The sequence below is a fragment of the Nocardia acidivorans NBRC 108247 genome, assembly GCF_001625085.1.
In the GTDB taxonomy this organism is placed as follows: domain Bacteria; phylum Actinomycetota; class Actinomycetes; order Mycobacteriales; family Mycobacteriaceae; genus Nocardia; species Nocardia acidivorans.
The window spans coordinates 26,013-50,163 of the sequence record NZ_BDAW01000062.1 but is presented as its reverse complement, the minus strand read 5'-3'; the positions used below and the strand labels follow the sequence as shown (position 1 = coordinate 50,163).

Sequence of the window (24,151 nt, the reverse complement as noted above, 5' to 3'; positions counted from 1 at the left end):
CGAACGGGCCCGCTGCGCGATGGCGCAGCGGGCCCGCGTGTTCGGGCTCAGTACACCAGTCCGTACAGCCGCGGCCAGTCGATGCCGATCTCGATCGGCATATCTATCAGGGTTTCGCCGCAGGTCGGGGTGAGCCGGCGGTGCGGCCGATAGTGGCCGAGCACCAGCACATGGGTCTGGATGGTGGTCACATGGTCGCCGTCCAGGTAAACCAGCCAGTACCAGGGGATTCCGGCCTGCGCGTACTCCGCCTGCTTATCGGTGGTGTCGATGCGCTCGGTCAGCGGTGACACCACCTCCACCGCGATCTTCACCCGGGCCGCGGGTAGTGCGCCGGAACCCGTTGGCGCGCAGGTGAACAGCGCGATATCGGGTCGCCGCAGCGTGAACCGCGGCAGCTCCCACAGCAGAACGTCCCGTTCGAGGCCGACGTACAGCGGTCCGTCGCCGTACCGGGCCATATGCGATGCGGCGGCGACCTCGATCATGGCGGCGATGCGGCGCGCGGCATTGTGGTGCCGGTGCGAGGCCGAATCCGCCCGCACCACATCACCGTTCACCACTTCGACCAGGCGGCAGAAGTCGCGCGGCAACTGCTTCCAGACCTCGAGGGTGATCGGTTCGGGCTGCAGGTTCTCCGCCCGCGCCCACTCCAGTACTCCGGTCATACGGTTCCGCCTCTCCGTGACTTCGGCGCACAGCTCGCCAGCCGCTGACCGTTGCGCACGCGTGCCGCCGGTCGTGTGCAAAAACAATTTCGGGCGTACCGATGAGTTACCCGCACCTCACGAAATCAGGTGTCACCTTGCCATCAAAGACCGTAGCTGTGGCTTAACTCAGCCGATTCGCACGAATCGCGAGGCGTATCCGGTCGCGCCGTCGGGCACCTCACCCGCGATATCCGCGGTCTGCACGACGCCGTCGCCGTCGGTGCTGCGCGCCCAGAGGGTGTGCGGGCCGGGGGTGGCATCCCAGTCGAAGGCCCATTGCCGCCAGGTGTCGATCGAGGGTTCGGCGGCGAGCCGCGCGGGCTGCCACTCGCCGTTGTCTACGCGCACTTCCACGGCGCGAATGCCGCGATGCTGGGCCCAGGCGACGCCCGCCACGGTAATCCGGCCCGCCGCGAGTTTGCCGCTGCCGGGCGTGTCGATTCGCGTTCCGGTCTTGATCGGCCCGCGTTCGGACCAGCCGCGCCGGGTCCAATACGCCTGTGCGCGATCGAATCTGGTGATCTCCAGTTCGGTCACCCATTTGGTCGCCGAGACGTAGCCGTAGAGTCCGGGCACCACCAGGCGCGCCGGATAACCGTGGGCGGTGGGCAGTGGTTCACCGTTCATGCCGACCGCGAGCATGGCATCGCGACCGTCGGTGAGCGCCGCGAGGGGACTGCCCGCGGTGAAGCCGTCGATACTGCGGGACAACACCATATCGGCATCGGGATGCGGACCGGCCTCCGCCAGCAGCTCGTCCAGGCGGTACCCGAGCCAGCTGGCATTGCCGATGAGATCGCCGCCGACCGGATTGGAGACGCAGGTGAGCGTCACCAGCCTCTCGATGGCCTGTCGGGAGCCGAGATCTGTGTAGTTGATGCGGATTTCGCGATCCACCATGCCGTGGATGCGCAGTGACCAGTCGTCCTTGCTGACCTGGGGAACGGTCAAAGCCGTGTCTATGCGGTAGAAGTCGCTGTTCGGCGTGAGATAGGAGGGCAGACCAGGGATTCGGAGATCGGCGGCGGGGTCCACCTCGACCTGCGGACTCGCCGGGGGCGGTAGTCGAACCTCCGCCCGCTCCCCCGAGACATCGTGCCGTCGCGCCCCGAGCACCCGTCCCACGACACCGGCGGCCGCGCCGGCGGCGAGTGCGATCCCGATACCGCGCATGACGAGTCGCCGCTCCAGCGCGATTCCCGAATCCGCTTCCGCCGCAGCCTTTTCCGCATCGCCGGTGATGTCGGTGGCGGTGACGGCAACCGCCGCGGTCGCCGCGTCGAAATCAACGATGCGTCGAATCAAGGTGCGCAGCACCATGATTCCCGCCCACGCGCCGATCAGCGAGGGCAGCGCCCAGGTCCAGGGGGCATGCGGCCGGGAGACCGCCGCGATGAGCGCGACCAGTCCGAGGACCGCGAACAGTGCCGAACCGACCGGGCGGCGTACCCGCTCGACGAGTCCGGCCAGTCCGGCGACGAGCAGCGCCACCACACCCATCGAAACGAACAGCACCAGTTTGTCTTTGGTGCCGAATCGCTGAATCACCCACTCGCGCAACCCATCCGGGGTGTGATCGACAATCGTCGATCCGATCGCCTGCAGGGGTGTGCTGTCGAGGCTGATGAACACCGCGACGATTTCGGCGACCCCGAGGGTCACCGCGGCGGCGGCGATACCACCGGCTATTCGAAGTTCACGACCGGCCACGGATTCGACCCTACTGCCGGAATCGGCCCGTGCGCCGGTGCGAACAATGACATTCCGATGACGCCGGATTCCTACCGCTCGAGCGGGTTCAGCGCGGGGTGTAGCTGATCATCCACGGCACCGAGAATTTATCGGTGACCATGGCGAACGCCTCGGCCCATTCGGTCTTGCCGAGCGGCATGGAGACCTGGCCGCCGGCGCAGAACTCGTTGTAGACGCGCTCGGCCTCGGCCGCCGAGTCCACCGTCAGATTCACCATCTGGGCCCGGTTCTGCGAATCGACCGGCTGCGCTGGGGAATCCATTCCGGTGAGCTCGCTCCCGGCAATCGGCAGCGAGGCGTAGGCGATCCAGTTCTTGACCTGCTCGGGCACGTTCTCGCTGCCCTGCATCTCGCCGAAGCGGGACAGCCGCAATTCACCGCCGAAGACCGACTGATAGAAGGTGAACGCCTCTTCGGCATTGCCATTGAATACGACGCACGGGTTCACGGACGGCATATCTGCCTCCTCGATCGACTTTCCCTGTGGATGGACGATCCGCCATCCACAGGGAAAGACTTCCCGGCCTCGCCGAAGTAATCGGCGCTCGGCGCGAACTAGGAGTAGATCGCGTCCACGTCCGCGGCGTACTGCTTCATGACCACATTGCGCTTGAGCGAGAGCTTCGGGGTGAGCTCGCCGCCCTCCTGGGTCCAGTCGACCGGCAGGATGCGAATCTTCTTGATGGCCTCGGCATGCGACACCAGCTTGTTGGTGGCGGCCACGGCCTCGTTGATCTCCGCGACCAGCGCCGGGTTCTCGATCAGATGCTCGATGGTGGTCTCGGGTGGAATGTTGTTGCGCTCGCGCCACTTCGGCAGCGTTTCCTGGTCCAGGGTGATCAGCGCGCCGATGAACGGCTGCCCGTCGCCGACCACCATGACCTGACTGATCAGCGGGTGCTGGCGCAGCGAATCCTCGAGCATGGCCGGGGAGACGTTCTTTCCACCCGCGGTGACCAGGATTTCCTTCTTGCGCCCGACGATGGAGATGAAGCCCTGCTCGTCGATGGCGCCGAGGTCACCGGTCTTGAACCAGCCGTCGGCCTCGAAGGCGTCGGCGGAAGCCTCCGGATTGTTCCAGTAGCCGCCGAACACCACGGGTCCGCGAATGAGCAGTTCGCCGTCCTCGGCGACCTTGGCGCCGTGCCCCGGCAGCGGCTGGCCGACCGAGCCGACCTTGATGTGCTTGGGGGTGTTGACGCTGACGGCCGCGGTGGATTCGGTCAGACCGTAGCCCTCGTAGATGGTGACGCCCGCGCCGCGGAAGTAGTGGCCCAGGCGCGCGCCGAGCGGGCCGCCGCCGGAGACCGCGGAGTCGCACTGGCCGCCCATGGCCTCGCGCAGCTTGCTGAAGACCAGCTTGTCCAGTACGGCGTGCTTGAGCTTGAGGACCAGTCCGGGGCCGCCGTTCTGCAGCGATTTGCTGTAGTCGATGGCCACCTCGGTGGCGTAGTCGAAGATCTTGCCCTTACCGCCGTCGTGCGCCTTCTGCTTGGCGCCGTTGAACACCTTCTCGAAGACGCGCGGTACCGAGAGGATGAAGTTCGGCTTGTATTCGCCGAACTGCTCGACCAGCGTGGACCAGTCCGAGGTGTGCGCGACGGTGACGCCGGCGTCGAACGCGGCGAGTGCGACCGCGCGCGCGAAGACGTGCGCCAGCGGCAGGAACAGCAGGGATTTGCGCCCGGGCTGCAGGAATTCGCTCATGGCGTAGCGGTCCGCGGCCGATTCGGCGTAGAGGTTGGAGTGCGAGAGCATGACGCCCTTGGGCTTACCGGTGGTGCCCGAGGTGTAGATGAGGGTCGCGGGCGAGGCGGCCTTCACCTGGGCGCGGCGGTCGTGCACGACGCTGTCGTCCAATTCCGCGCCGCGCGTGGTCAGTTCGGCGATCGCACCGCTCTCGATCTGCAGCACCTCGCGCAGATCACCCAGTCCGCCTTCGATTTCGGCGATGGTGGCGCGCTGCTTCTCGTTCTGCACGACGATCGCCTTGGTGGCGGAGTCGGACAGGATCCAGCGGATCTGCTCGGCCGAGGAGCTGTCGAAGATGGCGACGGTGCAGCCACCGGCGGCCCAGATGGCGAAGTCCAGCACAACCCACTCGTAGGAGGTGGCGGCCATGATGGCGACCCGGTCTCCGAGTTCGATTCCCGAGGCGACCAAGCCCTTGGCCACATCGGTCACGGTCTTCGCGAACTCGACCGCCGTGACGTCGTTCCAGCCGCCCTTACCATCCGGGGTATTGAAGACGACCAGGTCAGGGGTCTTCTCCGCATGCCGGAACGCACCGTCCGACATATTGGCGTTCTCGGGGATGGTGTAGGTAGCCGGGACTTCGAACTCTCGCATCGCTGCCCTTCCACAGTGGGTTTACTCGCGGGTAATTTACGCCACGCTTACATGTCACACCCGGCAGCCCGGTCGAACAGGTTCTCATCGCCTGTTCGACCGGGCTTCGGGAACCGTGTCTCCCCTATCCTATGGATCGGGTTTGCGCAGGTCGAAGGGCTTGCCGCAGGAACTCGCCGAGTTCGCGGGTTATCGCGGCGGCCGGGGCAACCAGCGCGGCCTGCAACTGCGCCACATGCCAGAGACCCTCGGTCTCGGTGAATCGGGTGTCCACCCCCGCCGCGCGGAGCTTGGCGGTGAGCCGGGTGCACTGGTCGTGCAGCAGTTCGCCCTTGTCGGCCTGCACATAGGTGGGCGGCAGCCCGTGCAGATCGGCGAGCATGGGCGCGTACCCGGGGTCGAGGCCGTCACCATCGCCCAGGTAGGCCGCCGCGCAGGCGCGGGACCACGGCTTGTTGATCACCAGATCGCGGGTGCGCTCCGGAATCTCGTTCGGATCGCCCCACGGTGCGATCAGTCCCAGCGCGGCCGGGGTGATACCGTGCTTGTCCCGCAGGCGGATGGCAAGGGCCAGGGCGAGTCCGCCACCGGCCGAATCACCGGCCAGCGCAATGCGTTCGGGCTGATAGCCGAAGGCGATCAGTTCCAGGAACGCCGCCTCGGCGTCATCGAGAGCCGCCGGGAAGGGATGTTCGGGAGCCAGGCGGTAATCCAGCACCTGGATGGGGCAACCGGTTTCGCGGGCCAGATAGCCGGCCAGCGGGCGATGGGTCGCGGGCGAGCCGACGGTGTAACCGCCGCCGTGCAGATACAGCACGGTGGCGCTGTCGATCGCCGGGCCGAGCGTGACCCGCTCGGCCGGACGACCGCCGAGGCGAACCCGCTCGGCGTGTGTACCGCGCAGCGCGCCCTGCGCGGGTGCGCCCAGATCCATCAGCGTGCGCTGCACCGCGAAGGGCAGTCGCTTGTTGAGCATGAGCCGGAACATCGGATGCAGCACCGCCCGCGCGACGGGCAGCGGCAGATTCACCTGTGGCATGACTGAATTCCCTACGGCAGGAAGCGCTTCTGCACCACGGCGGAGATGCGCTGATAGTACGAACCGGTGCTGCGCACGAACAGGTCGAGGAGTTTCGCCTCCCAGCCGATCAGCACGCGGCCGTGACCGCGGGCCACACCCTCGGTAATGGTCTGGGCGGCCATCTCGGGGGTGTGCATGGCCAGCTTCTTGTCGAAGAGGCTGGCCAGGTTCTGCTGGTTGAGGCCCTCGGAGACGGTGGCATTGCGGGCCACCGCGGTCTGGATGCCGCCGGGGTGCACGCAGGTGACCTTGACGGGCTTGCCGCTCATGATCATTTCCTGGCGCAGCGCCTCGGTGAAGCCGCGCACCGCGAATTTGGCTGCGTTGTAGGCGCTCTGGCCGGGGACCGCGATCAGGCCGAACAGGCTGGAGATGTTCACGACGTGGCCCGCACCGGATTCGATCAGGTACGGCAGGAAAGCCTTGGTGCCGTTGACGACTCCGTAGAAGTCGACATCCATGATGCGGTCGATGTCCTTGAACGCGGTGTCCAGCACATCGCCGTGGTGTGCGATACCGGCGTTGTTGTAGATCTGGTTGACCTTGCCGAAATGCTTGTTCACCTCATCGGCGTAGAGCAGTACGGCTTCGCGTTCGGCGACGTTCAGGCGATCGGATTTGATCTGTACGCCGTACTTCTCGCACAGCCGCACCGTCTCGGCCAGGCCGTCGGTGTCGATATCGGAGAGCGCCAGCTGGGCGCCGCGGCGGGCCAGGTTCAGCGCCAGCGCGCGGCCGATGCCGGAGCCCGCGCCGGTGATGACGCAGACCTTGTCCCTGAAGTAAGCGTCGTTGCTCACGGTTACCACTTTCGATTGTTCGGGCCGTACCGCGATTACGCGGCGGGCCGGGCGGAAGGTGAAGTCTCGTACGCGGATACGTCGAATTTCTCGAGCAGACTGCGGAACCGGAAGGTGAAGTCCGGCCAGAGCGTGGTGTTGTTGCCGTGCTTGTCCAGATACCAGGAGGCGCAGCCGCCGGTGTTCCAGACCGCGCCGCTCAGCTTGCGCTGCAGTTCGGCGTTGTACTCGTCCTGTACATCCTTGCGCACCTCGACCGTGCGCAGGCCCAGTCGGTCGATGGTGGCGATGCCGTCCGCGATGTAGTTGATCTGCGATTCGATCATGTACACCATCGAGGTGTGGCCCAGGCCGACGTTCGGGCCGAGCATGAAGAACATGTTCGGATAGTTGTTGATGGCCGAACCCTTGTAGCCCTGCTGGCCGATGGCGTCGAAGACCTCGGACAGGGTGCGGCCGTCACGACCCGAAATGGTCTCGTACGCCGGGGAATCGGTGACGTGGAAGCCGGTGGCCACGATGATGGCGTCCACCTCGCGCTCGGTGCCGTCCTTGGTGACGATCGAATTGCCGCGGATCTCCCGAATGCCATCGGTCACCAGGTCGACATTGTCGCGGCCCAGCGCCGGGTAGTACTCGTTCGAGATGAGCATGCGCTTGCAGCCGATGCGGAAGTTCGGGGTGACCTTGGCGCGCAGCTCCGGATCCTTGACCTCGATGCGCAGCTTGGCGCGCGCCACGGTCTCCAGGATCTTCATGGCGGGCGGGAATTTGGCCAGGCCGACCACCTGGGTCTCGCGGGCGGCGTAGATGGCGGCGCGGGAGAGCGCCTGCACGCCCGGAATGTATTTGAAGGCAAGCTTTTCCGGCAGCAGGTAGGGCCGGTCCGAGCGCGGCAGCAGCCAGGGCGCGGTGCGCTGGTACACGTCCAGGTGTGCGACCTGCTTGGCGATGCTCGGCACGATCTGGATGGCGGAGGCGCCGGTGCCGATCACGGCCACGCGCTTACCGGTCAGATCGGAGTCGTGGTTCCAGCGCGCGGAGTGGAAGATCTCGCCCTGGAAGTCGTTGATGCCCTTGATATCCGGCAGGTTCGGCTCACACAGCGCGCCGACGGCGGAGACCAGGATATCGGCGGTGAAGTCGCCCTGTGAGGTCTGGATCTCCCAGCGCGCGGTGTCGTTGTTCCACTGCGCGCCGGTCATATCGCAGTCGAAGATGTGCTTGTCGCGCACGTCGTACTTGTCGGCGACGGATTGGATATAGCGCTGGATCTCCGGCTGCTTGGAGAACGAGCGCGACCATTCCGGGTTCAGCGCGAAGGAGTACGAGTACAGCTGCGAGGGCACATCGCAGGCCGCGCCGGGATAGGTGTTGTCGCGCCAGGTGCCGCCGACATCATTGCCGCGCTCGAGCACGAGATAGTCGGTGCGACCCTGCTGGCTCAGCCGGATCGCCAGGCCGAGTCCGGAGAACCCGCTGCCGACGATGATGATGCGGGAATGCCGGACGGGCCGGTTGCCGACAGCTTTGTCTGTAACCTTGCGACTCATGTATCCGAGCGTAGGGTCTTATTGAGTTCGAGTCAATAGTATTGACTCACGTTCAGTAAGGTTGTGCAGTGACCGAAGGAGCCAGCGTGAGCAAGCCCGACGCCGGAGCCAAGCGCACCCGGCTCAGCCCTGACGAACGCCGCCAGCAGCTGATCACCCTGGGCGCCCAGATGCTGCGCGAACGTTCGCTGGAGGACGTGTCGGTGAGCGAGATCGCCGAACAGGCGGGCATCTCCCGCGGCCTGCTCTTCCACTACTTCCCCACCCTGGGGGACTTCCACCTGGCGATCATCGCGCATGCCAATGCCGAACTACTGGCCCGCACCACCCCCAATCCCGAACTGCCACTGGCGGATATGCTGCGCGACTCGATCGAGCGCTATGTCGATTACGTCGAGGAGAACCGCACGCCGTATCTGGCGCTGCTGCGCGGTCCGGCCAGCGCCAGCCCCGAACTGGTGACCATGGTGAACGCCCATCGGCTCGCCCAGGTGCAGCGCATTCTCGCCGAAGCCCCCATCCCGGTGCAGGATTCGGATATGCCCCGGCTCACCCTGGCGATCCGGGGCTGGATCGCCTTCGTGGAGGAGACCACCCTCACCTGGCTGCGCGAGGCCCCCATTCCGCGCGCGGCGCTCATCGATCTCCTGGTCGATTCGCTGCCCGCGCTGGCGCTCAACTCCACTCTCGCCGCCGCCCTGCGCGACTGACCCCGAGATCCAGCACCTCCGCCAGTGCGCGCTTATCCGTTGGGCGGCAAGCTGTTTCGGGCCACTACCCGGTGACCGCCGCCGTCATGAGCGCGGCGGCGAGCCGGGTGTGCGCGCGGGTCAGGGTGCGGTACAGCTGCTCGGCCGGGGTCCATCCGCACTCCCGCTCGGGCGGACGGTCGCGGTGGCCGACCGCACCGAATTCGGTGTCAGCGCACGCTGCGATTGTTTTCGTGGAAGCGATGAATTCCGGGAGCGGGCAGCGTCAGCATTGGTGGGCGGTCGCCGCCGGGGTTGCCGCACGCGAATTCTCGGGAGTGCATATGAACGGTCCGCAATTCGATATGAAGTCGGCCGCAGGGGCGCTGGCGGCGGTGGTCGCCGGGGTTCGGGACGATCAATTGGAGCTGCCCACGCCGAGTCCGGAGCGGACGGTGGGGATGTTGCTCGCGCATATCGCCGGTTTCAGCACGGCGTTTCGGGAGGCGGCCACCAAGGAGGGCATCGGGAAGTCACAGCCTCCGAGTGATGCGGATCTCGTGCTCGAGCAGGGGTGGCGGGAGCTGATTCCCGCGCAGCTCGAGGCATTGGTCGCGGCGTGGCGGGAGCCGGGGGCCTGGGAGGGTGAGACCGAGGTGGGCGGCGTGCGCGGGGCCGCGGCGCAGATGGCGGTGTTCGCGTTGGACGAGGTGGTGATCCACGGGTGGGATCTGGCTCGCGCCACCGCGCAGGAGTACCAGCCGAATGAGGATGACCTGGCGGTGCTGTGGGAGATGGTGCGGCACACCCCGGATGCGGGCACGCCCGGATTGTTCGGCCCGGCGGTCCCCACCGGGAGCGACAGTCCGCTCTTCGACCGGGTGCTCGGCCGCACCGGGCGCGATCCACGCTGGACCGCCGAACCGTGATCCGCGGTGGACCGGCCGATAATCGCGCCGGACACCGCTTTTCGATGCCTACAGGGCGTGGGCGTCCAGCCAGGCGCGGGCCAGGTCGGCGGGATCGGCCTGGTTGTCACGGATTTGGCGGAGCATATCGGCGAGATCGGTGGTGGTGAGCTCGCCCGCCACATAGTTGAGTTTGCGGAGCTGGGTGTCGGACAGGGCGGCCTTGCGCAGAACGGGCAGCACCATGGCGGCCCGGAAGAGGTAGGCGGGGTCGGCCAGCGAGGTCAGATCGGTTCCGCCGTCCGGGAGGTAGGAGGCCGGGCCCGAGAGCACCGCGAGTTGGATCTCGCCGGTGGACAAGGCTTTTCGGGCCTCCTCCGCACCGGGGAAGGAAACCGCGTGGGTGACCGCGCAGCCGTAGACCGATTGCAGCGGGGTGATCACATCGCGCTGTGGATCCAGTGGCGCGTGCATGGGATCGAGGGTGTGCCCGGTCGCCACGCCGATCGTGAGTTCGGGGCAGAGCGGGGCCAGATCCTTCAGCGAGGCGGGCAGCGCGGTGGCCGCGGCGGCCACCACCACGGGGCGCAGATCGGTGCCGTCGGCTGGATCGCCGACCGTGAGTCCTTCCGGGAGAGCGCCATTGAGCGCCTTGTTCACATCGTCGGGCGTGCGCGCCGTCGAGGTGGAGTCGAGTGCGGTGAGCAGATCACCGGTCGCATCGGCCACGACGACGACGGTATCGGCATCGAGGGCGGCCAGTCGCGCGGACCGCGCGCCCAGTCCACCGCGCACCCGAGTCTGCGCACCGGTGCGCGCCAGCGCGCCCGCGTAGATCTCGGCGAGCAACCTCGACTGGGTGGAATCACCCGCGCCGAGGGTGAGCGCGGGCGCGTCATCGCCGCCGCACGCCAGGGTTGCCAGCGCGAGGGTGACCGCCAGCGCGGTGGACAGCAGGGCTCGCCGGGGGGCGCGGGAATCTGTGCTGCCGAACATTCGCAACAGTCTGCCGCGCCGGAGCGCCGAACCCCGGATCGGGTGCCCCCGAGCGTGTCTCACCAGCGAATTGCCCGACCGCAGCGCGGGCGCGCGGCATCCATACACCGCGGCACACCCGCAAAACCAACCCGGTGTAGGCAACGTTCTCGGGGCAAACCGGGCAGTATGGACAACCAAGTCGGTTCTCCCGAAGCGATAGCGCACCGGGAAACCGCATGCCCCCGCTCGGAAGGACGACAGTGCATTCGCTCATCACCACGCGCGCCGACGGCAGGCGCACCGCCCGCACCGTACTACGCATCCTCGCCGCCGCGGTAGCGCTGGCCGCGGCCATGGCCGCCTCCGCCTGCGGCGACAACTCCGACAATCCCCTCGGCGGTAAGAGCGACTGCGGTGGCGGCACCGACAGCCTCACCGTCGGCTCCGCCAACTTCCCCGAATCCGAGACGGTCGCCGACGTGTACGCGGAAGCGCTGCGCGCCAACGGCTTCCAGATCACCACCAAGCTGAATATCGGCAGCCGCGAGGCGTATGTGCCCGCGCTGCGGCAGTGCGCCATCAGCCTGATCCCGGACTACACCGGCAACCTGCTCCAGTATCTGGACAAATCGGCCACCGCCACCACGCCCGCCGACGTGAACGCCGCGCTCACCAAGGCGCTCGGCGATCAGCTCGGCGTCGCCACCCCCGCGCCCGGCGAGGATTCCGACACCGTGGTGGTCACCAAGGCCACCGCCGACAAGTGGAATCTGAAGACCATCGCCGATCTGGCCCCGCACTCGGCCGAGGTCAGCTTTGCCGCGCCGGCCGAATTCGCCGAGCGCCCAGGCGGTCTGCCCGGTCTGAAGAAGGTCTACAACCTCGATATCAGCGCCGCCAAGTTCGTGCCGATCGCCGACGGCGGCGGCCCGGCCACCGTGCGCGCGCTCACCGAGGGCCAGGTGACCGCCGCCGACATTTTCACCACCTCACCCGCCATCGCCGCCAATAACCTGGTGGCGCTGGCCGATCCGCAGCACAACTTCGCCCCGCAGAATGTGGTGCCGCTGTTCAACACCGCCAAGAAGAGCGACAAGCTGATCGCCGTGCTCAATGCGGTCTCGGCGAAACTGACCACCGCCGAACTGATTTCGCTCAATACCGCCGTCTCGGGTAGCGCCAAGACCGAACCCGCCGCCGCGGCCAAGGCGTGGGTGCAGGCGCAGGGGCTCGACAAGCCCGTCGGCTAGGAGGGGAAATACGGTGTCCGACATCGAATTCAGCGGAGTCAGCAAGACCTACCCGGGCGGTACGGTCGCCGTCCACGATTTCGACCTGCGCATCGAATCCGGTTCGTTCACCGTGTTCGTCGGTCCGTCCGGCGGTGGCAAGACCACCGCCATGCGAATGATCAACCGCATGATCACCCCCAGCACCGGCACCATCACCATTGCCGGACAGGATATTTCGACGCTGAACCCGGTACAGCTGCGACTCGGCATCGGCTACGTCATCCAGAATGCCGGACTGCTGCCGCACCGCACGGTGCTCGACAATGTGGCCACCGTCCCGGTGCTGCGCGGCGAATCCCGCCGCGCGGCCCGGCGGGCCGCGCTGGATGTGCTGGACCGGGTCGGTCTGGATCGCGCACTGGCACAGCGATATCCGGCGCAACTCTCGGGCGGGCAGCAGCAGCGCGTCGGCGTGGCCCGCGCGCTCGCCGCCGATCCGCCCATCCTGCTCATGGATGAGCCGTTCAGCGCCGTCGACCCGGTGGTGCGGACCGAACTCCAGGCCGAGATGCGGCGGTTGCAGGCCGAACTGCACAAGACCATCGTGTTCGTCACGCACGATATCGACGAGGCCATCAAACTCGGGGACCGCGTCGCCGTCTTCGGTGCGGGCGGAAAACTCCAGCAGTACGACCAGCCGCAGCGTGTACTCGCCCAGCCCGCAACCGATTTCGTGGCCGAATTCGTCGGCCGCGATCGCGGCTATCGAGAGCTGTCCTTCCGCAGCGCCGCCGAGGTGCCGCTGCGCGAACTCGCCACCATCACCCCCGAGGAGGTCACCGGGGTGCGGCTGCGCAAGGGCGAATGGCGACTCGTCATCGATGCCGACCGGCGTCCGGTCGGCTGGATCGACACCACCGGCGTGGAGGGTGTGCGCGCCGGGCGACCGCTCGCGAACAGTGTGGCGGCGGGCGGCTCGCTGTATCCGCCGAACGGCGATCTGCGCCAGGCCCTGGACTCGGCCATCTCCTCACCCTCGGAAATCGGTGTGGCGATCGAGGATTCGGGCGCGGTCCGCGGTGCCATCCTGGCCAAGGATGTGCTGGAACAACTCTCGCGCCAGCGCACCGCCGAGGACGCCGAGCGCAACCGCGTCTTCTTCGAGGAGGAGACGGCCAAGTGAGGTATCTCCTGGACAATTTCACGGAGATCACCGGATACGCGCGCACCCATCTGTACCTGGCGCTGCTACCGCTGCTCATCGGTCTGGTCATCGCGATACCCGCCGGGGCCCTCGCGCATCGAGCCCGCTGGCTGCGCCGCATCACCACCACCGCGGCGGGTATCGCCTATACGATTCCGTCGCTGGCGCTGTTCGTGATCATTCCGCCGCTGCTCGGCATCGCCGTCATTGATCCGCTGAATGTCGTTATCGCACTGACCATCTACTCGGTAGCGCTGCTGGTGACCGCGGTCCCCGCCGCCCTTGATTCGGTGCCCACCGAGGTGCTCGACGCCGCCGACGCCATCGGCTACACCCGCCTGCGCCGCACCCTCACCGTCGACTTCCCGCTCGCCCTACCGGTTTTCGTCGCCAATCTGCGCGTGGTGGCCGTCACCAATATCTCCATGGTGACCGTCGGCGCGCTGATCGGCGTGGGCGGACTCGGCAAACTCTTCACCCAGGGCTATCAGCGCGACTATCCGGACGAGATCATCGCGGGCATCATCGTGGTGCTGGTGCTCGCCCTGGTCATGGACCGCCTGCTGTACCTGTTCGGACGACTCGCCACCCCGTGGCTGCGCACCGGTGGCCGGCACGGACGCCGGGCGAAAGGGATTGCGGCATGAACCTTTTCCTCGACGCCTGGCACTACCTCACCGACGGCGCGAACTGGGGCGGGCCCACCGGTATCGAAACCCGTATCGGCCAGCACCTGTGGTACAGCCTGCTGGCCATCGGCCTGTCCGCCGTCATCGCGCTGCCCATCGGCCTGCTGGTCGGGCATTCGCACCGCGGCGCGGCGGCGATCGTCGGCTTCGCCAATGCCATGCGCGCCCTGCCCACCCTGGGCGTGCTCACCTTCGTGGTCCTGCTCATGGGCCTGGGCCTGTTCCCGCCGATTCTCGCTCTGGTTACCGTCGGCATTCCGCCGCTGCTGGCCGGTACCTACGCCGGTATCGCGAATGTCGATCCGGGCGTGGTGGATGCCTCGCGCGCCATGGGCATGAAGGAACGCCAGGTGCTGTTCCGGGTCGAATTGCCCAATGCGCTCCCGGTGCTGCTCACCGGCCTGCGCGCGGCCACGCTCCAGGTGGTCGCCACCGCCACCATCGCCGCGTACGTGAACCTGGGCGGGCTGGGCCGCTACATCTTCGACGGCATCGGGCTCTACAAATACGATCGCGTGCTGGTCGGAGCCATTCTGGTGGCCGCGCTCGCCCTGGCCCTGGACGCCTTCCTGGCCTTCGCGGTCTGGCTGTCCGCACCCGGCGCGGGCCGCCTGCGCCGCACGCCCCCGCCCGTCGCGCAGGCCGCACAGCCGATCGGCTGACCCATCGCGCATTGACCTCCACTGTGATCTGGGACACGATGGCAGATGGCCAGAAGCACCATCCATCAGTAGGAGGTCTGCGTGAAAGCCATGAAAGCCCGCGACATCATGCACCGCACGGCGGAGTGCGTTCCGGCGGATGAAACCCTGGACCGCGCCGCGCAAATGATGCGCAATATGGATGTCGGCGCCCTTCCGATCTGCAATAACGACCGCTTGATAGGCATGCTCACCGATCGTGACATCGTGGTGCGCTGCATTGCCGAAGGCCATGACCCGTCCCGCGTGCGATGCGGCGACCTCGCCCAGGGCACACCGCGCTGGGTCGACGCCGACACCGATGTCTCCGCGGTGCTGGAAATGATGGAGCAGAACCAGATCAAGCGCCTGCCCGTCATCGACGTCAAGGGCGGAAAACGGCTCATCGGCATGATCTGCGAATCGGATCTGGCCAAGAACGTCAGCGATACTCAGCTCGCCGAATTCGTGGCCGCGGTCTCGGTACCGCATTAGTCAGCCGTCTCTCAGCCGCCGGTCGCAGAATGACCCGTGCAACCGGGACGAATCCTTGTCATAGTTCACCGGTCAGCACGCGACTGCCCTGGTGGCGCGGCGCATACGGAAACCGATCGACGGACACCGACTCAGCGGGTCAGTGGCCGCCGATCGCCGTCCGCCGAGCCGCGCGGCGTGCGGGCGCCTCGGCTACCCCCGCCGGTCACCCACGGACCAGGCCATTGCGGTAGGCGTAGACCACCGCGTGAATGCGGTCGCGCACACCGAGTTTCGCGAGGATGCGCGAGACGTGGGTCTTCACCGTCTCCTCACCGACCCCCAGCTCGGCCGCGATCTCATAATTGCTTCGAGCATCGGCGACGAGCAGCAGGACTTCACGCTCGCGGGCGGTCAACTGCGCCAGCTCCGGGGGCTCGGCCGGTGGGGCGAGTTCCGCTGCGAAACGTGTTGCCAGCCTTCGAGTCATGGACGGGTCTATGACCGCGTCACCGCGCACCGCGACCCGGATGGCCGCCACCAGATCCTCCGGGGGCAGGCTCTTGAGCAGGAATCCGCTGGCCCCGGCGGCCAGCGCCCGGGACAGGTTGGCCTCACTGTCGTAGGTGGTGAGCACCAGCACCCGCGTACCACCCGCCGCCACAATGGCTTCCGTGGCGGCCAGCCCGTCCAGTTTGGGCATACGCACGTCCAGGATCGCCACTTCCGGTCGCAACCGTGCCGCCGCCGCGATGGCCGCGCGGCCGTCCCCCACCTCGGACACGCATTCCAGATCGGGCTGCCCATCCACCACCGCACGCAGCCCGGACCGGAACATGGTGTGATCATCGGCGATCAATATCCGAACCGGTGGTGGGCCCGCCATGGGATTCTCCTCGGTATCCGGGCCGGTCATGCCGCCCCGATCGGCACCGAAACCATTATTTCCCAATGGCTTCCGGCCCGATCCGGCCCGGAGTCGATGGTGCCGCCGAACAGCTCCACCCGCCGCCGGATGCCGTCCAGCCCGCGTCGTACGCCCGCGTCGAGCGCCGGAGCGGTGGCGATCGGGTTGGTCTCACGGATCTCCACCCGGGTCGGCCGGTACCCGATCTCCAGCCGGGCGGGGTCGCGCCCGTGCCGCAGCGCATTGGTGAGAATCTCCTGCACCACCCGGTACAGCATGATGTCCAGCGATCCGGGCAAGACCGGTGGCTCCCCCGAAATCTCCACGCGCACCTCGAGTCCCGCCGCTCGCACGCGCTCGATCAGCTCGTCGATATCGGCCAGGCCGGGCTGACGCTGCCCGTCCTCGTCCCGACCGTGCAGCAGATCCAATTGCCGCCGCAGATCCACCATGGCCGAGCGGCTGCTGGACTCCACCGCCGTCAGCGAGCGGGTCGCCGCCTCGGCATCGGTGCGGGACAGCGCTATTCGCGCGACTCCGGCATGAATTCCGATGGCGCTCACATGATGTGAGATCACATCGTGCAGGTCCCGGGCGATGGCGGCCCGCTCCTCGGAGAGCGCCCGATCCAGCGCCGCCCGCTGCTCCTGCCGCCGCAACCGTTCCCGCTGCTCCAACTCGGCGATGTACGCCCCCCGCGCGGTGGTGTACCGGCCCACCAACCACGGCACGAACCCGGCCCCGACCATGACCAGCAGCAGTCGCCAGTTCCTCGACAACGACTCCGTCGCAGCGACATTCGTAATACCCGCGCCGAGGGCGAGTACCAGCACGGTGGCCACCGAAGCGGTCCCGTTCAGCCATGCGCCCGCTCGATACCCGGCAACGAGGAATCCGATATCGGAGACCCGCGTCGTGCCGCCGTGGTGGTGCACGAAGAGCGCCGCCGCGAACTTCACCGCGACCTGCGCGAGCGCGGTCACCACCACCGATCGGGTGGTGGGGGCGGCGGCCAGCGACAGATCGGCCGCGATGAACCCGGCCGCGAGCAACGAGGCCGCCAGCGGTGCGGCCCCGAACGCACCGCACAGCACCAGTTGCGCACTGTCCACCACCGCCGCGACGACCGCGACCAGCAGTGATTGCCGGGCCAGCGCCCTGCTCACATCCACCGACACCACCTTCGTCCTCGCGACCGCGCGGACGCGCACCGCCACCGGGGGGCGCACCGAAACCGGTCCCACCGTCGTGCGCGACGGTACCCGGACGGGAGTCCATCCCCCGTGTGGGGGACGCGAAATCCCCCGTCGGCGCGACGATTCGCCGGACTCGGCTCACTACCGTCGAGGTATACCCTTCCGCGCAGACTTCTTCCGCCCAGGAGACCGTGTGATTCCAGATCTGTTCATCTACGCCGTCCCGGCGTTCTCGCTCCTCATGCTGGTCGAGTGGATCGCCGATCGGCGCGACCCGGACCGCCCCGCCAATGGGATGACCGGCCGGGACAGCGCCGCCAACATCGCCACCTACGCCATCGGGCGTTTCGTGAAACCCTTTGTAGCGCAGATCATTCCGTTTTCCACGGTGGTGCTGGCCGCGCAGCTCACCCCATTGCACCTGTCCCCGCGGGACTGGTGGGTCTGGGTGCTGGGCCTGGTGGTGACCGATTTCTGCTATTACTGGGCGCACCGCGCCGATCACCGCATCCGGCTGCTGTGGACCTCGCACAGCGTGCACCACTCCAGCCGCTTCTTCAATTTCTCCACCGCCATCCGGCTGCCGTGGGCCCATCCGATCGCCGCGCAGCTGCGCGGAATGTGCTGGATTCCGGCCGCGCTCATGGGTTTTCCGGTATGGATGATCTTCCTGTTGCAGACCATCGGCCTGCTCTACCAGTTCCCGATCCACACCCAGCGGGTGGACACGCTGTGGCAGCCGATCGAGTTCCTCTTCAACACCCCCGCACATCACCGCATCCACCACGGTTCGAATCAGCCGTACCTGGATACGAATTACGGTGGCGTATTCATCATTTGGGACCGGATGTTCGGCAGCTTCGCCGCCGTCTCCGAGCCCATCCGGTACGGGCTGACCAAGAACATCGGCACCGACAACCCGGTCAAGGTCAACTACGCCGAACTCATGAACCTGGTCCGCGATGTCCGCCACGCGGATACCTGGAAGGGCCGCCTCGGCTACATTTTCGGCCCGCCCGGCTGGTCCGAGCACCCGGCCGAACAGCTCGAACCGGTGCGGACCCCCGCCACAATCTGAAGACAGCGAAGGGGCGCTTCGTCTGATGACGAAGCGCCCCTTCGGTCTTCACGCAATGCCTACGCGACGCCCTCGGCGCGGGCGGCGGCGCCCACGGCCTCGGCGACGGCGGGAGCCACGCGCGGGTCCAGCGGGCTGGGGATGATCTTGTCCACAGCCAGCTCATCCGCGACCACCGCGAAGATGGCATCGGCGGCGGCCACCTTCATACCCTCGGTGATGCGGCGCGCGCCCACATCCAGCGCACCCTTGAAGACGCCCGGGAACGCGAGCACATTGTTGATCTGGTTCGGGAAGTCCGAACGACCGGTCGCCACGATGGCGGCGTACTTGGCGGCCACCTCCGGGTGGATCTCCGGATCCGGGTTCGACATGGCGAACACAATGGATTCGGGCGCCATGGAGGCGATGAGCTCCTCGGCGATGGTGCCCGCGGAAAGTCCCAGGAACACATCGGCGCCCGCGAGCGCCTCGGCCGGACCGCCGGTGACCTTGCGCGGATTGCTGCGCTGCGCCAGTTCGGCTTTCACATCGTTCAAATCGCCGCGGTCACTGCTGATGATGCCCTTGGAGTCGAGCACGACGATGTCCGAAACACCGGCCGCCAGCAGGATATTCGTGCACGCCACACCGGCCGCGCCCGCACCCGAGACGACCACCTTGAGGGCGGACATATCGCGACCCTGCACCGCGGCGGCGCCCTTGAGCGCGGCCAGCACCACAATCGCGGTGCCGTGCTGATCGTCATGCATGACCGGGCAGTCCAGCGCCTCGATGACCCGCTTCTCGATCTCGAAGCAGCGCGGGGCGGAGATGTCCTCCAGGTTCACCGCGCCGAAGCTCGGGCGCAGCAGGATGAGCGTCTCGACGATCTTGTCGACATCCTTGGTGTCGAGCACGATCGGAATCGAGTCCAGGCCGGCGAACTTCTTGAACAGCGCCGCCTTGCCCTCCATCACCGGCAGCGAGGCGCGCGGGCCGATATCGCCCAGGCCCAGCACCGCGGTGCCGTCGGAGACGACCACGACCAGGCGCTCGGCCCAGGTGTAGGTCTTGGACAGCGATTCGTCGGCGTGGATGCCACGGCAGACCTGCGCCACGCCCGGGGTGTAGGCGATCGAGAGGTCGCGCTGGGTGTCCAGCGGTGCGGTGAGTGCGACCGAGAGCTTGCCGCCCAGGTGGCCCGCGAAAATTTCTTCCGTGGTGATGTCGGAAAGGTTCGCAGCATTGGTCGCGGGGCTTGCCGTGGTGGCATTCACTGCTTCAGTCACGGGTGACACGATTTCACTCCATCTCGGTGCGGACTCAACCGTTTGACGGTTACCGTTCGGTAATAGGTAATAGGGGTTTCGGAACTCGTTTTTCGGGCGCGTCGGTCATCACCGCGGGCCACTTCGAAAACCTTGCCACCACACCGTGGCAACGCGCACAAAGTATTACCGATCGCGGGAAGCGTGTCTCGGAAGGAGACAACACAGCGCTGCACAGATCGTCGAGCTGGAACCGGACGGGTGGGTCCGCGATGCTGCCGGGGTGATCAAGAGTCAATCCGCGCGTCGCGGACGGTAATCACCGAGTGTCCCCGGGCCGGGCGGTCGGCTGCGGCCGGGGGTCGTCACATTCTGCCAGTAGCGTCGACGACGCGCCAAATCGGGTCCGGCCCATCGCGCGCGCTCACCATCAACGAAGCCTAGGTGAGTCGAATCACCCGCAGGTTAAGGGAAACTCGCACCTCCGGCCGCGACCGCGGCGAACTGTCCCAACACCGCCGCGGCGGTCGCCGTGAGCTGTCGTGCCCGGTTGGCAGGAACCCGGTGCGATCAGAAGGCCGCGGGGCGATCAGGAGGCTTCCGGGGCCGCGCTCTCGATCGGGCCGCGCATGGTGCGGGGCGCGGCCGTGCGCTCCGGGCGCACCCAGACGCTGTCCAGACCACCGGTGAGCAACCGGACGCGCCAATCGCTCGCCACACCGGGGTGATCGGTGCGGCGGTGCATACCGCGGGTCTCGGTGCGAGCCAGCGCGCTGTATTTGGTCCAGCGCGCCACCGCCAGCAGCGCCGCCGCCCGCCTGGCGTGCAGACGCTCGGCTCCCTTACCGCCGAGGTCGAATTCGACGCCGGGCCACATACCGTCGAGTTCACCGATGCTGTCGCGCAGACTCCCGTCGCTGCGCCAGTAGCTGCGCCGCAGCGGCAGCGTGTGCTCCTGCACCAGCCCGACCACCGCGCGCGGATCGATGCGCGCCCGCGCCCCGAGCCCCACCCCCGGCACCGGACGGGTCTTGCCGATCTTGCGCCGGGTCCCCGCGAAGCGCGCCGCGGCCTGCCCGGCCCAAACCCCGGAGGACACCGCCCAGGCCCCGTTCTGCCCGCCGAATCCGGAGACCGCGCCGGTCACGGGTTCGCGCGTGGTCACATCGCCCGCACCGTAGAGCCCGGGAACCGTAGTGGCGCAATCGGGTCCGGCCAGCCGCAGCCCGCCGGTGCCGCGCACGGTGCCCTCCAGCACCGCGCGCACCGGCACCCGCCGCGAATCCTCCTGTCGCAGCAGTTCTTCGGAATCCTCGTCGAGGGCGGCGAAGACGCGGCGGCCGTCGGCGATGGCGGCGAAGGCCCGCGCCCGCGAACCCGAGTCCGCATCGCAGAGCACCGCACGGGATTCGTCGTACAGCGTCGCGAAATGCCGGAGCTGATCGGCGGAAAAAGCCCCGGGCGGCCGCTGACCGGAGACCGAGGCCGGGCCCGAAACACCCACCGGGAGCAGCGAATACGCATTGGAGAACTCCATGCCCGAGAGTTCGGCCCCGGCCTCGGCGCCCATGAGCAACCCTTCGCCGGTGTCCACATCGGTGCCCGCGCCACCGGAGAGGAAGGCGCAGCCTCCGGTGGCGATGACCACCGCTTTGGCGCGCGCGGTCCAACTCCGGAACTCGCCCTCCAGGGCGACCCCCGCCGCCCCCGAGACCACCCCGTCGGCATCGGTGATCAGCTGTAATGCCGGATGGTGGTCCAGAATTCGCACCCCGGCCACCACCATGCTGCGGCGCAGCCGGCCCAGATATCTCGGCCCGTCCAGCCGAATTCGGGTGGGCGGTCCGGCCTGGTCGCCGTGCGCCCGCAGGCCGCCGTGCACGAGTTGCGCGACCCGCCGGTGCGTCTCCTCGAGCACCCGGTACATCCACTCCGGATCGCCGAGGCCGCCGCCGTGCTCGAAGCCCTCGGCGACCGCCGCATCGCGCAAGCGCCCGGGCGGAATGTTCCAGAGCGTCGCCCCCGCCCGCGCGGTCGGGCCGCTGGCTCCGCAGCGGGCCTTGTCGACCAGCAGAACCCGAGCACCGGCCGCCGCCGCGGCGAGCGCGGTCCAGGCACCGGCCGGACCGCCTCCCAGCACGAGCACATCGGTCTCGAATTCGGTCATAACGACAAATATTCGCGGACCGTTCAACTACTCGCAACCGTTATGCGTATCTCAATTCCACCACTGCGCCCACAGCAGCGATCCGGCAATCACGAAAACAACCGCGCATCCGAAAAGAGAAGCAATTCCCTGACGTCTGTCAGCAAATACCTGTGCTCCCACCACCAACAATCCCGCACCGATATGCCACGCCACATCGGCTACCCCGGGGCCCGGAAAATCGCGCCGGGCACCCATGATCGCCGCGCCGACCACCGTCGCCACCAAAACCACCGTCCCGCCCGCCACGATCCCACTCAAGCCCCGGAGCACCCTCACGCCGCATCCATACGACAGGACCCGGAGCACTCCGTGGTTACGCGAGCTTCCTCCCGCGTGCCCCGCCCGGTCATGCCGAGATCACCGGAACCCCACTGGACTTGCCCACCAGTATCTCGAATTGCGTTGGCTCGGTGGTGAATTCACCGAGCCGAATGGTCTTGTTACTGCCGTGGTAGTCCGAGGAACCGGTGGTGAACAGGCCCAACTCACCCGCCAGCCCGGCCAGCACCTCCCGATCGGCGGCGCTGTGATCGGGATGATCGAGTTCCAGCCCGCCCAAACCCAGCTCGGCCAATTCCCGAATATGATCCAGGGCCAGCAACCGGCCGCGTTTGCGGGCGCGGGCGTGCGCCACCACCGTCACCCCGCCCGCCGACCGGACCATCTCCACGGCGCGCGGCAACGGCGTATCGGCCTTCTCCACGTAGTACTTGCCGTGCGGGGCCAGCAGATCCTGGAACGCCGCGTCCACGGTCGGCACCACACCCGCCTCGACCAATGCCCGCGCCAGATGCGGCCGCCCGGCCGACGGACCCGCCGACGCCATGACCGCGTCCGGATCCACCGGCAGTCCATCGGCCGCCATATGCTCGGCGATCGCCCGCAGGCGCACGGTCCGCTCACCGCGCAGACGTTCCCGCTCCTGCGCGAAGGCGTCGTCGGCCGGATCGAACAGGTAGGCCAGCAGATGCACCGCCACCGGCCAGCCGTCCTCGCCCCGGCCCTCGCAGGACATCTCCATCCCCCGCACCAGCGTCAGGCCCGGCGGTAGCGCCTCGACCGCCTCCGCCCAGCCCGCGGTGGTGTCGTGATCGGTCAGGGCGACCACGTCCAGCCCGGCGGCCGCGGCATTGCGGATCAGCTCGGCCGGAGTGTCGGTGCCGTCGGAGGCGGTGGAATGAGTGTGGAGATCGATGCGCACGGGTTCTATCTTGCCCGCGCCCCGGCGACCGCTCCGGGCAGCCGGTCGCACCGCACTCTCCCCCAACCTCGGACAGCGCTGCTCACGACTGCGGCAATCGCCGCGAACTAGACTCCGGCAGGTGTCCTCGATACCGCAGCTACCGTCCTTCCGCTGGCCGAATCGGGCGCAGGCGCACCCGCATCCGGCCACGCCGAAGCACGGCGCGAATGTGGTGGTCGACTGCGCGGTCTACGTGGACGGCACCCGCGTGCTGGCGCACTGCACCTACACCCAGGCGCTCGCCGAGGTGCGCAAGCGCGGGGAGGGCTTCGTCTGGCTCGGACTGCTGGAGCCGAGCACCTCGCTCATGACCGATGTGGCGAAATCCTTCGGCCTGCACGCACTGGCCGTCGAGGACGCGGTGCACGCGCATCAGCGGCCCAAACTCGAACGCTACGACGACATCCTGTTCCTGGTGCTGCGCACGGTCACCTATCACGTCCACGAACTCAATTCGGTCAGCGAGATCGTGGACACCGGCGAGATCATGATCTTCCTCGGCCCCGACTTCGTCATCACCGTGCGCCACGGCGATCACAGCGGATTGGCCGGTGTGCGAAAGGAATTGGAGTCCGACCCGCGTCAGCTGGCGCTCGGCCCGAGCGCTGTCCTGCACGCCATCACCGACAATGTGGTGGACGCCTACGTGGAGGTCACCGCCGCCATCGAGGAGGATGTGGACGCCATGGAGGAGGCGGTCTTCACCCCCACCGCCGATATCGTCATCGAGGCCATCTACCAGCTCAAGCGCGAGGTCGTCGAGCTGCGCCGGGCGGTGAAACCGCTGACGCTGCCGCTGCAACTGCTCACCCACGACCCGAAATTGCCGGTGCCGGAAGAGATTCGGCGCTATATGCGCGATGTCACCGACCATCACACGGCGGTCACCGAACAGATCATCGACTTCAACGAATCGCTCAGCGCCCTCATCAATGCCGCCCTGGCCAAGGTGAGCGTGCAGCAGAACACCGATATGCGCAAGATCTCCGCGTACGCGGCCATGGCGGCGGTGCCGACCATGATCGCGGGCATCTACGGGATGAACTTCGACCATATGCCCGAACTACGCTGGACCCTGGGCTATCCCGTCGTCGTCGCCCTCATGGTGGTGCTGTGCGGCCTGCTCTACGCCAACTTCCACCGCAACAACTGGCTGTAGTTCCGAGCCT

The 24,151-nt window shown here is 67.4% G+C and carries 23 protein-coding genes; 9 read left to right on the top strand and 14 right to left on the bottom strand.

Features of this window, described 5'->3' with window-relative positions:
• Positions 1–47: 47 nt before the first annotated feature.
• From NA10_RS27520 to NA10_RS27490, 7 genes are all read right to left on the bottom strand, one after another.
• Entirely contained in the window at positions 48–668 is a 621-nt protein-coding gene (locus NA10_RS27520) for a Uma2 family endonuclease (RefSeq protein ID WP_067573040.1), read from the bottom strand.
• A gap of 168 nt (positions 669–836) precedes the next feature.
• Complete coding sequence (locus NA10_RS27515; RefSeq protein ID WP_084515300.1) at positions 837–2,420, bottom strand: molybdopterin-dependent oxidoreductase; 1,584 nt, start codon at positions 2,418–2,420, stop codon at positions 837–839.
• 88 nt (positions 2,421–2,508) lie between these two features.
• On the bottom strand, positions 2,509–2,919 hold the full coding sequence (locus NA10_RS27510; RefSeq protein ID WP_067573038.1) for a VOC family protein: 411 nt from the start codon (positions 2,917–2,919) through the stop codon (positions 2,509–2,511).
• A 98-nt stretch (positions 2,920–3,017) separates the two neighbouring features.
• Positions 3,018–4,811 carry an AMP-dependent synthetase/ligase gene (locus tag NA10_RS27505; protein ID WP_067573036.1) on the bottom strand — a complete coding sequence of 598 codons (1,794 nt, stop codon included), beginning with the start codon at positions 4,809–4,811 and terminating at the stop codon, positions 3,018–3,020.
• A 124-nt stretch (positions 4,812–4,935) separates the two neighbouring features.
• Complete coding sequence (locus NA10_RS27500) at positions 4,936–5,850, bottom strand: alpha/beta hydrolase (RefSeq protein ID WP_067573034.1); 915 nt, start codon at positions 5,848–5,850, stop codon at positions 4,936–4,938.
• Between the two features lie 11 nt (positions 5,851–5,861).
• Complete coding sequence (locus tag NA10_RS27495) at positions 5,862–6,692, bottom strand: SDR family NAD(P)-dependent oxidoreductase (RefSeq protein WP_067573032.1); 831 nt, start codon at positions 6,690–6,692, stop codon at positions 5,862–5,864.
• 35 nt (positions 6,693–6,727) lie between these two features.
• Positions 6,728–8,245: a flavin-containing monooxygenase gene (locus NA10_RS27490; protein WP_067573030.1), complete on the bottom strand. Its 1,518-nt coding sequence runs from the start codon at positions 8,243–8,245 to the stop codon at positions 6,728–6,730.
• An 86-nt stretch (positions 8,246–8,331) separates the two neighbouring features.
• On the opposite strand from NA10_RS27490, the gene NA10_RS27485 reads away from it, so the two are divergent.
• Complete coding sequence (locus NA10_RS27485; RefSeq protein ID WP_067573028.1) at positions 8,332–8,955, top strand: TetR/AcrR family transcriptional regulator; 624 nt, start codon at positions 8,332–8,334, stop codon at positions 8,953–8,955.
• Between the two features lie 242 nt (positions 8,956–9,197).
• Positions 9,198–9,863, top strand: coding sequence for a TIGR03086 family metal-binding protein (locus NA10_RS27480; protein WP_307188417.1), 666 nt, complete (start codon positions 9,198–9,200; stop codon positions 9,861–9,863).
• Between the two features lie 48 nt (positions 9,864–9,911).
• On the opposite strand, the gene NA10_RS27475 is transcribed toward NA10_RS27480, so the two are convergent.
• On the bottom strand, positions 9,912–10,838 hold the full coding sequence (locus NA10_RS27475; protein ID WP_067573026.1) for a glycine betaine ABC transporter substrate-binding protein: 927 nt from the start codon (positions 10,836–10,838) through the stop codon (positions 9,912–9,914).
• A 335-nt stretch (positions 10,839–11,173) separates the two neighbouring features.
• Here NA10_RS27475 and NA10_RS27470 point away from each other — a divergent pair, with 335 nt between their 5' ends.
• The 5 genes from NA10_RS27470 (at position 11,174) to NA10_RS27450 (ending at position 15,120) form a co-directional block, all read left to right on the top strand.
• Complete coding sequence (locus tag NA10_RS27470) at positions 11,174–12,070, top strand: ABC transporter substrate-binding protein (protein WP_157556772.1); 897 nt, start codon at positions 11,174–11,176, stop codon at positions 12,068–12,070.
• Between the two features lie 13 nt (positions 12,071–12,083).
• On the top strand, positions 12,084–13,235 hold the full coding sequence (locus tag NA10_RS27465; protein WP_067573022.1) for an ABC transporter ATP-binding protein: 1,152 nt from the start codon (positions 12,084–12,086) through the stop codon (positions 13,233–13,235).
• Entirely contained in the window at positions 13,232–13,903 is a 672-nt protein-coding gene (locus NA10_RS27460) for an ABC transporter permease (protein WP_067573020.1), read from the top strand. The genes NA10_RS27465 and NA10_RS27460 overlap by 4 nt, the downstream gene beginning before the upstream one ends.
• Positions 13,900–14,607: an ABC transporter permease gene (locus NA10_RS27455; protein ID WP_067573018.1), complete on the top strand. Its 708-nt coding sequence runs from the start codon at positions 13,900–13,902 to the stop codon at positions 14,605–14,607. The genes NA10_RS27460 and NA10_RS27455 overlap by 4 nt, the downstream gene beginning before the upstream one ends.
• Before the next feature lie 90 nt (positions 14,608–14,697).
• Positions 14,698–15,120 (top strand): CBS domain-containing protein, encoded by a 423-nt coding sequence (locus NA10_RS27450; RefSeq protein ID WP_067573016.1) that lies wholly within the window; start codon positions 14,698–14,700, stop codon positions 15,118–15,120.
• Positions 15,121–15,325: 205 nt separating this feature from the next.
• Here NA10_RS27450 and NA10_RS27445 read toward each other — a convergent pair whose 3' ends face one another.
• The gene (locus NA10_RS27445; RefSeq protein WP_067573065.1) at positions 15,326–15,985 is read right to left on the bottom strand and encodes a response regulator; all 660 of its coding nucleotides are present in this window, start codon (positions 15,983–15,985) and stop codon (positions 15,326–15,328) included.
• Positions 15,986–16,011: 26 nt separating this feature from the next.
• Positions 16,012–17,178, bottom strand: coding sequence for a sensor histidine kinase (locus NA10_RS27440; RefSeq protein ID WP_245677933.1), 1,167 nt, complete (start codon positions 17,176–17,178; stop codon positions 16,012–16,014).
• Positions 17,179–17,395: 217 nt separating this feature from the next.
• Here NA10_RS27440 and NA10_RS27435 point away from each other — a divergent pair, with 217 nt between their 5' ends.
• Complete coding sequence (locus tag NA10_RS27435; protein ID WP_067573014.1) at positions 17,396–18,280, top strand: sterol desaturase family protein; 885 nt, start codon at positions 17,396–17,398, stop codon at positions 18,278–18,280.
• A gap of 59 nt (positions 18,281–18,339) precedes the next feature.
• On the opposite strand, the gene NA10_RS27430 is transcribed toward NA10_RS27435, so the two are convergent.
• From NA10_RS27430 to NA10_RS27420, 4 genes are all read right to left on the bottom strand, one after another.
• Positions 18,340–19,560, bottom strand: coding sequence for an NAD(P)-dependent malic enzyme (locus NA10_RS27430; protein WP_067573011.1), 1,221 nt, complete (start codon positions 19,558–19,560; stop codon positions 18,340–18,342).
• Between the two features lie 559 nt (positions 19,561–20,119).
• Positions 20,120–21,697, bottom strand: a complete 1,578-nt coding sequence (locus tag NA10_RS27425) for an FAD-dependent oxidoreductase (RefSeq protein ID WP_067573009.1) — start codon at positions 21,695–21,697, stop codon at positions 20,120–20,122.
• A 51-nt stretch (positions 21,698–21,748) separates the two neighbouring features.
• Positions 21,749–21,997 carry a hypothetical protein gene (locus NA10_RS36070; RefSeq protein ID WP_245677932.1) on the bottom strand — a complete coding sequence of 83 codons (249 nt, stop codon included), beginning with the start codon at positions 21,995–21,997 and terminating at the stop codon, positions 21,749–21,751.
• Positions 21,998–22,085: 88 nt separating this feature from the next.
• Positions 22,086–22,940, bottom strand: a complete 855-nt coding sequence (locus NA10_RS27420) for a PHP domain-containing protein (protein ID WP_084515298.1) — start codon at positions 22,938–22,940, stop codon at positions 22,086–22,088.
• Between the two features lie 121 nt (positions 22,941–23,061).
• Between NA10_RS27420 and corA the strand changes: the two genes are divergently transcribed.
• Positions 23,062–24,141, top strand: a complete 1,080-nt coding sequence (corA, locus tag NA10_RS27415) for a magnesium/cobalt transporter CorA (protein WP_373862431.1) — start codon at positions 23,062–23,064, stop codon at positions 24,139–24,141.
• Positions 24,142–24,151 lie beyond the last annotated feature (10 nt).

Coding starts and splice junctions, on each gene's coding strand:
- NA10_RS27520 (WP_067573040.1), bottom strand. CDS start 668: ATGACCGGAGTACTGGAGTGGGCGCGGGCGGAGAACCTGCAGCCCGAA.
- NA10_RS27510 (WP_067573038.1), bottom strand. CDS start 2,919: ATGCCGTCCGTGAACCCGTGCGTCGTATTCAATGGCAATGCCGAAGAG.
- NA10_RS27505 (WP_067573036.1), bottom strand. CDS start 4,811: ATGCGAGAGTTCGAAGTCCCGGCTACCTACACCATCCCCGAGAACGCC.
- NA10_RS27500 (WP_067573034.1), bottom strand. CDS start 5,850: ATGCCACAGGTGAATCTGCCGCTGCCCGTCGCGCGGGCGGTGCTGCAT.
- NA10_RS27490 (WP_067573030.1), bottom strand. CDS start 8,245: ATGAGTCGCAAGGTTACAGACAAAGCTGTCGGCAACCGGCCCGTCCGG.
- NA10_RS27480 (WP_307188417.1), top strand. CDS start 9,198: ATGAATTCCGGGAGCGGGCAGCGTCAGCATTGGTGGGCGGTCGCCGCC.
- NA10_RS27475 (WP_067573026.1), bottom strand. CDS start 10,838: ATGTTCGGCAGCACAGATTCCCGCGCCCCCCGGCGAGCCCTGCTGTCC.
- NA10_RS27470 (WP_157556772.1), top strand. CDS start 11,174: ATGGCCGCCTCCGCCTGCGGCGACAACTCCGACAATCCCCTCGGCGGT.
- NA10_RS27455 (WP_067573018.1), top strand. CDS start 13,900: ATGAACCTTTTCCTCGACGCCTGGCACTACCTCACCGACGGCGCGAAC.
- NA10_RS27450 (WP_067573016.1), top strand. CDS start 14,698: ATGAAAGCCCGCGACATCATGCACCGCACGGCGGAGTGCGTTCCGGCG.
- NA10_RS27445 (WP_067573065.1), bottom strand. CDS start 15,985: ATGGCGGGCCCACCACCGGTTCGGATATTGATCGCCGATGATCACACC.
- NA10_RS27425 (WP_067573009.1), bottom strand. CDS start 21,697: ATGACCGAATTCGAGACCGATGTGCTCGTGCTGGGAGGCGGTCCGGCC.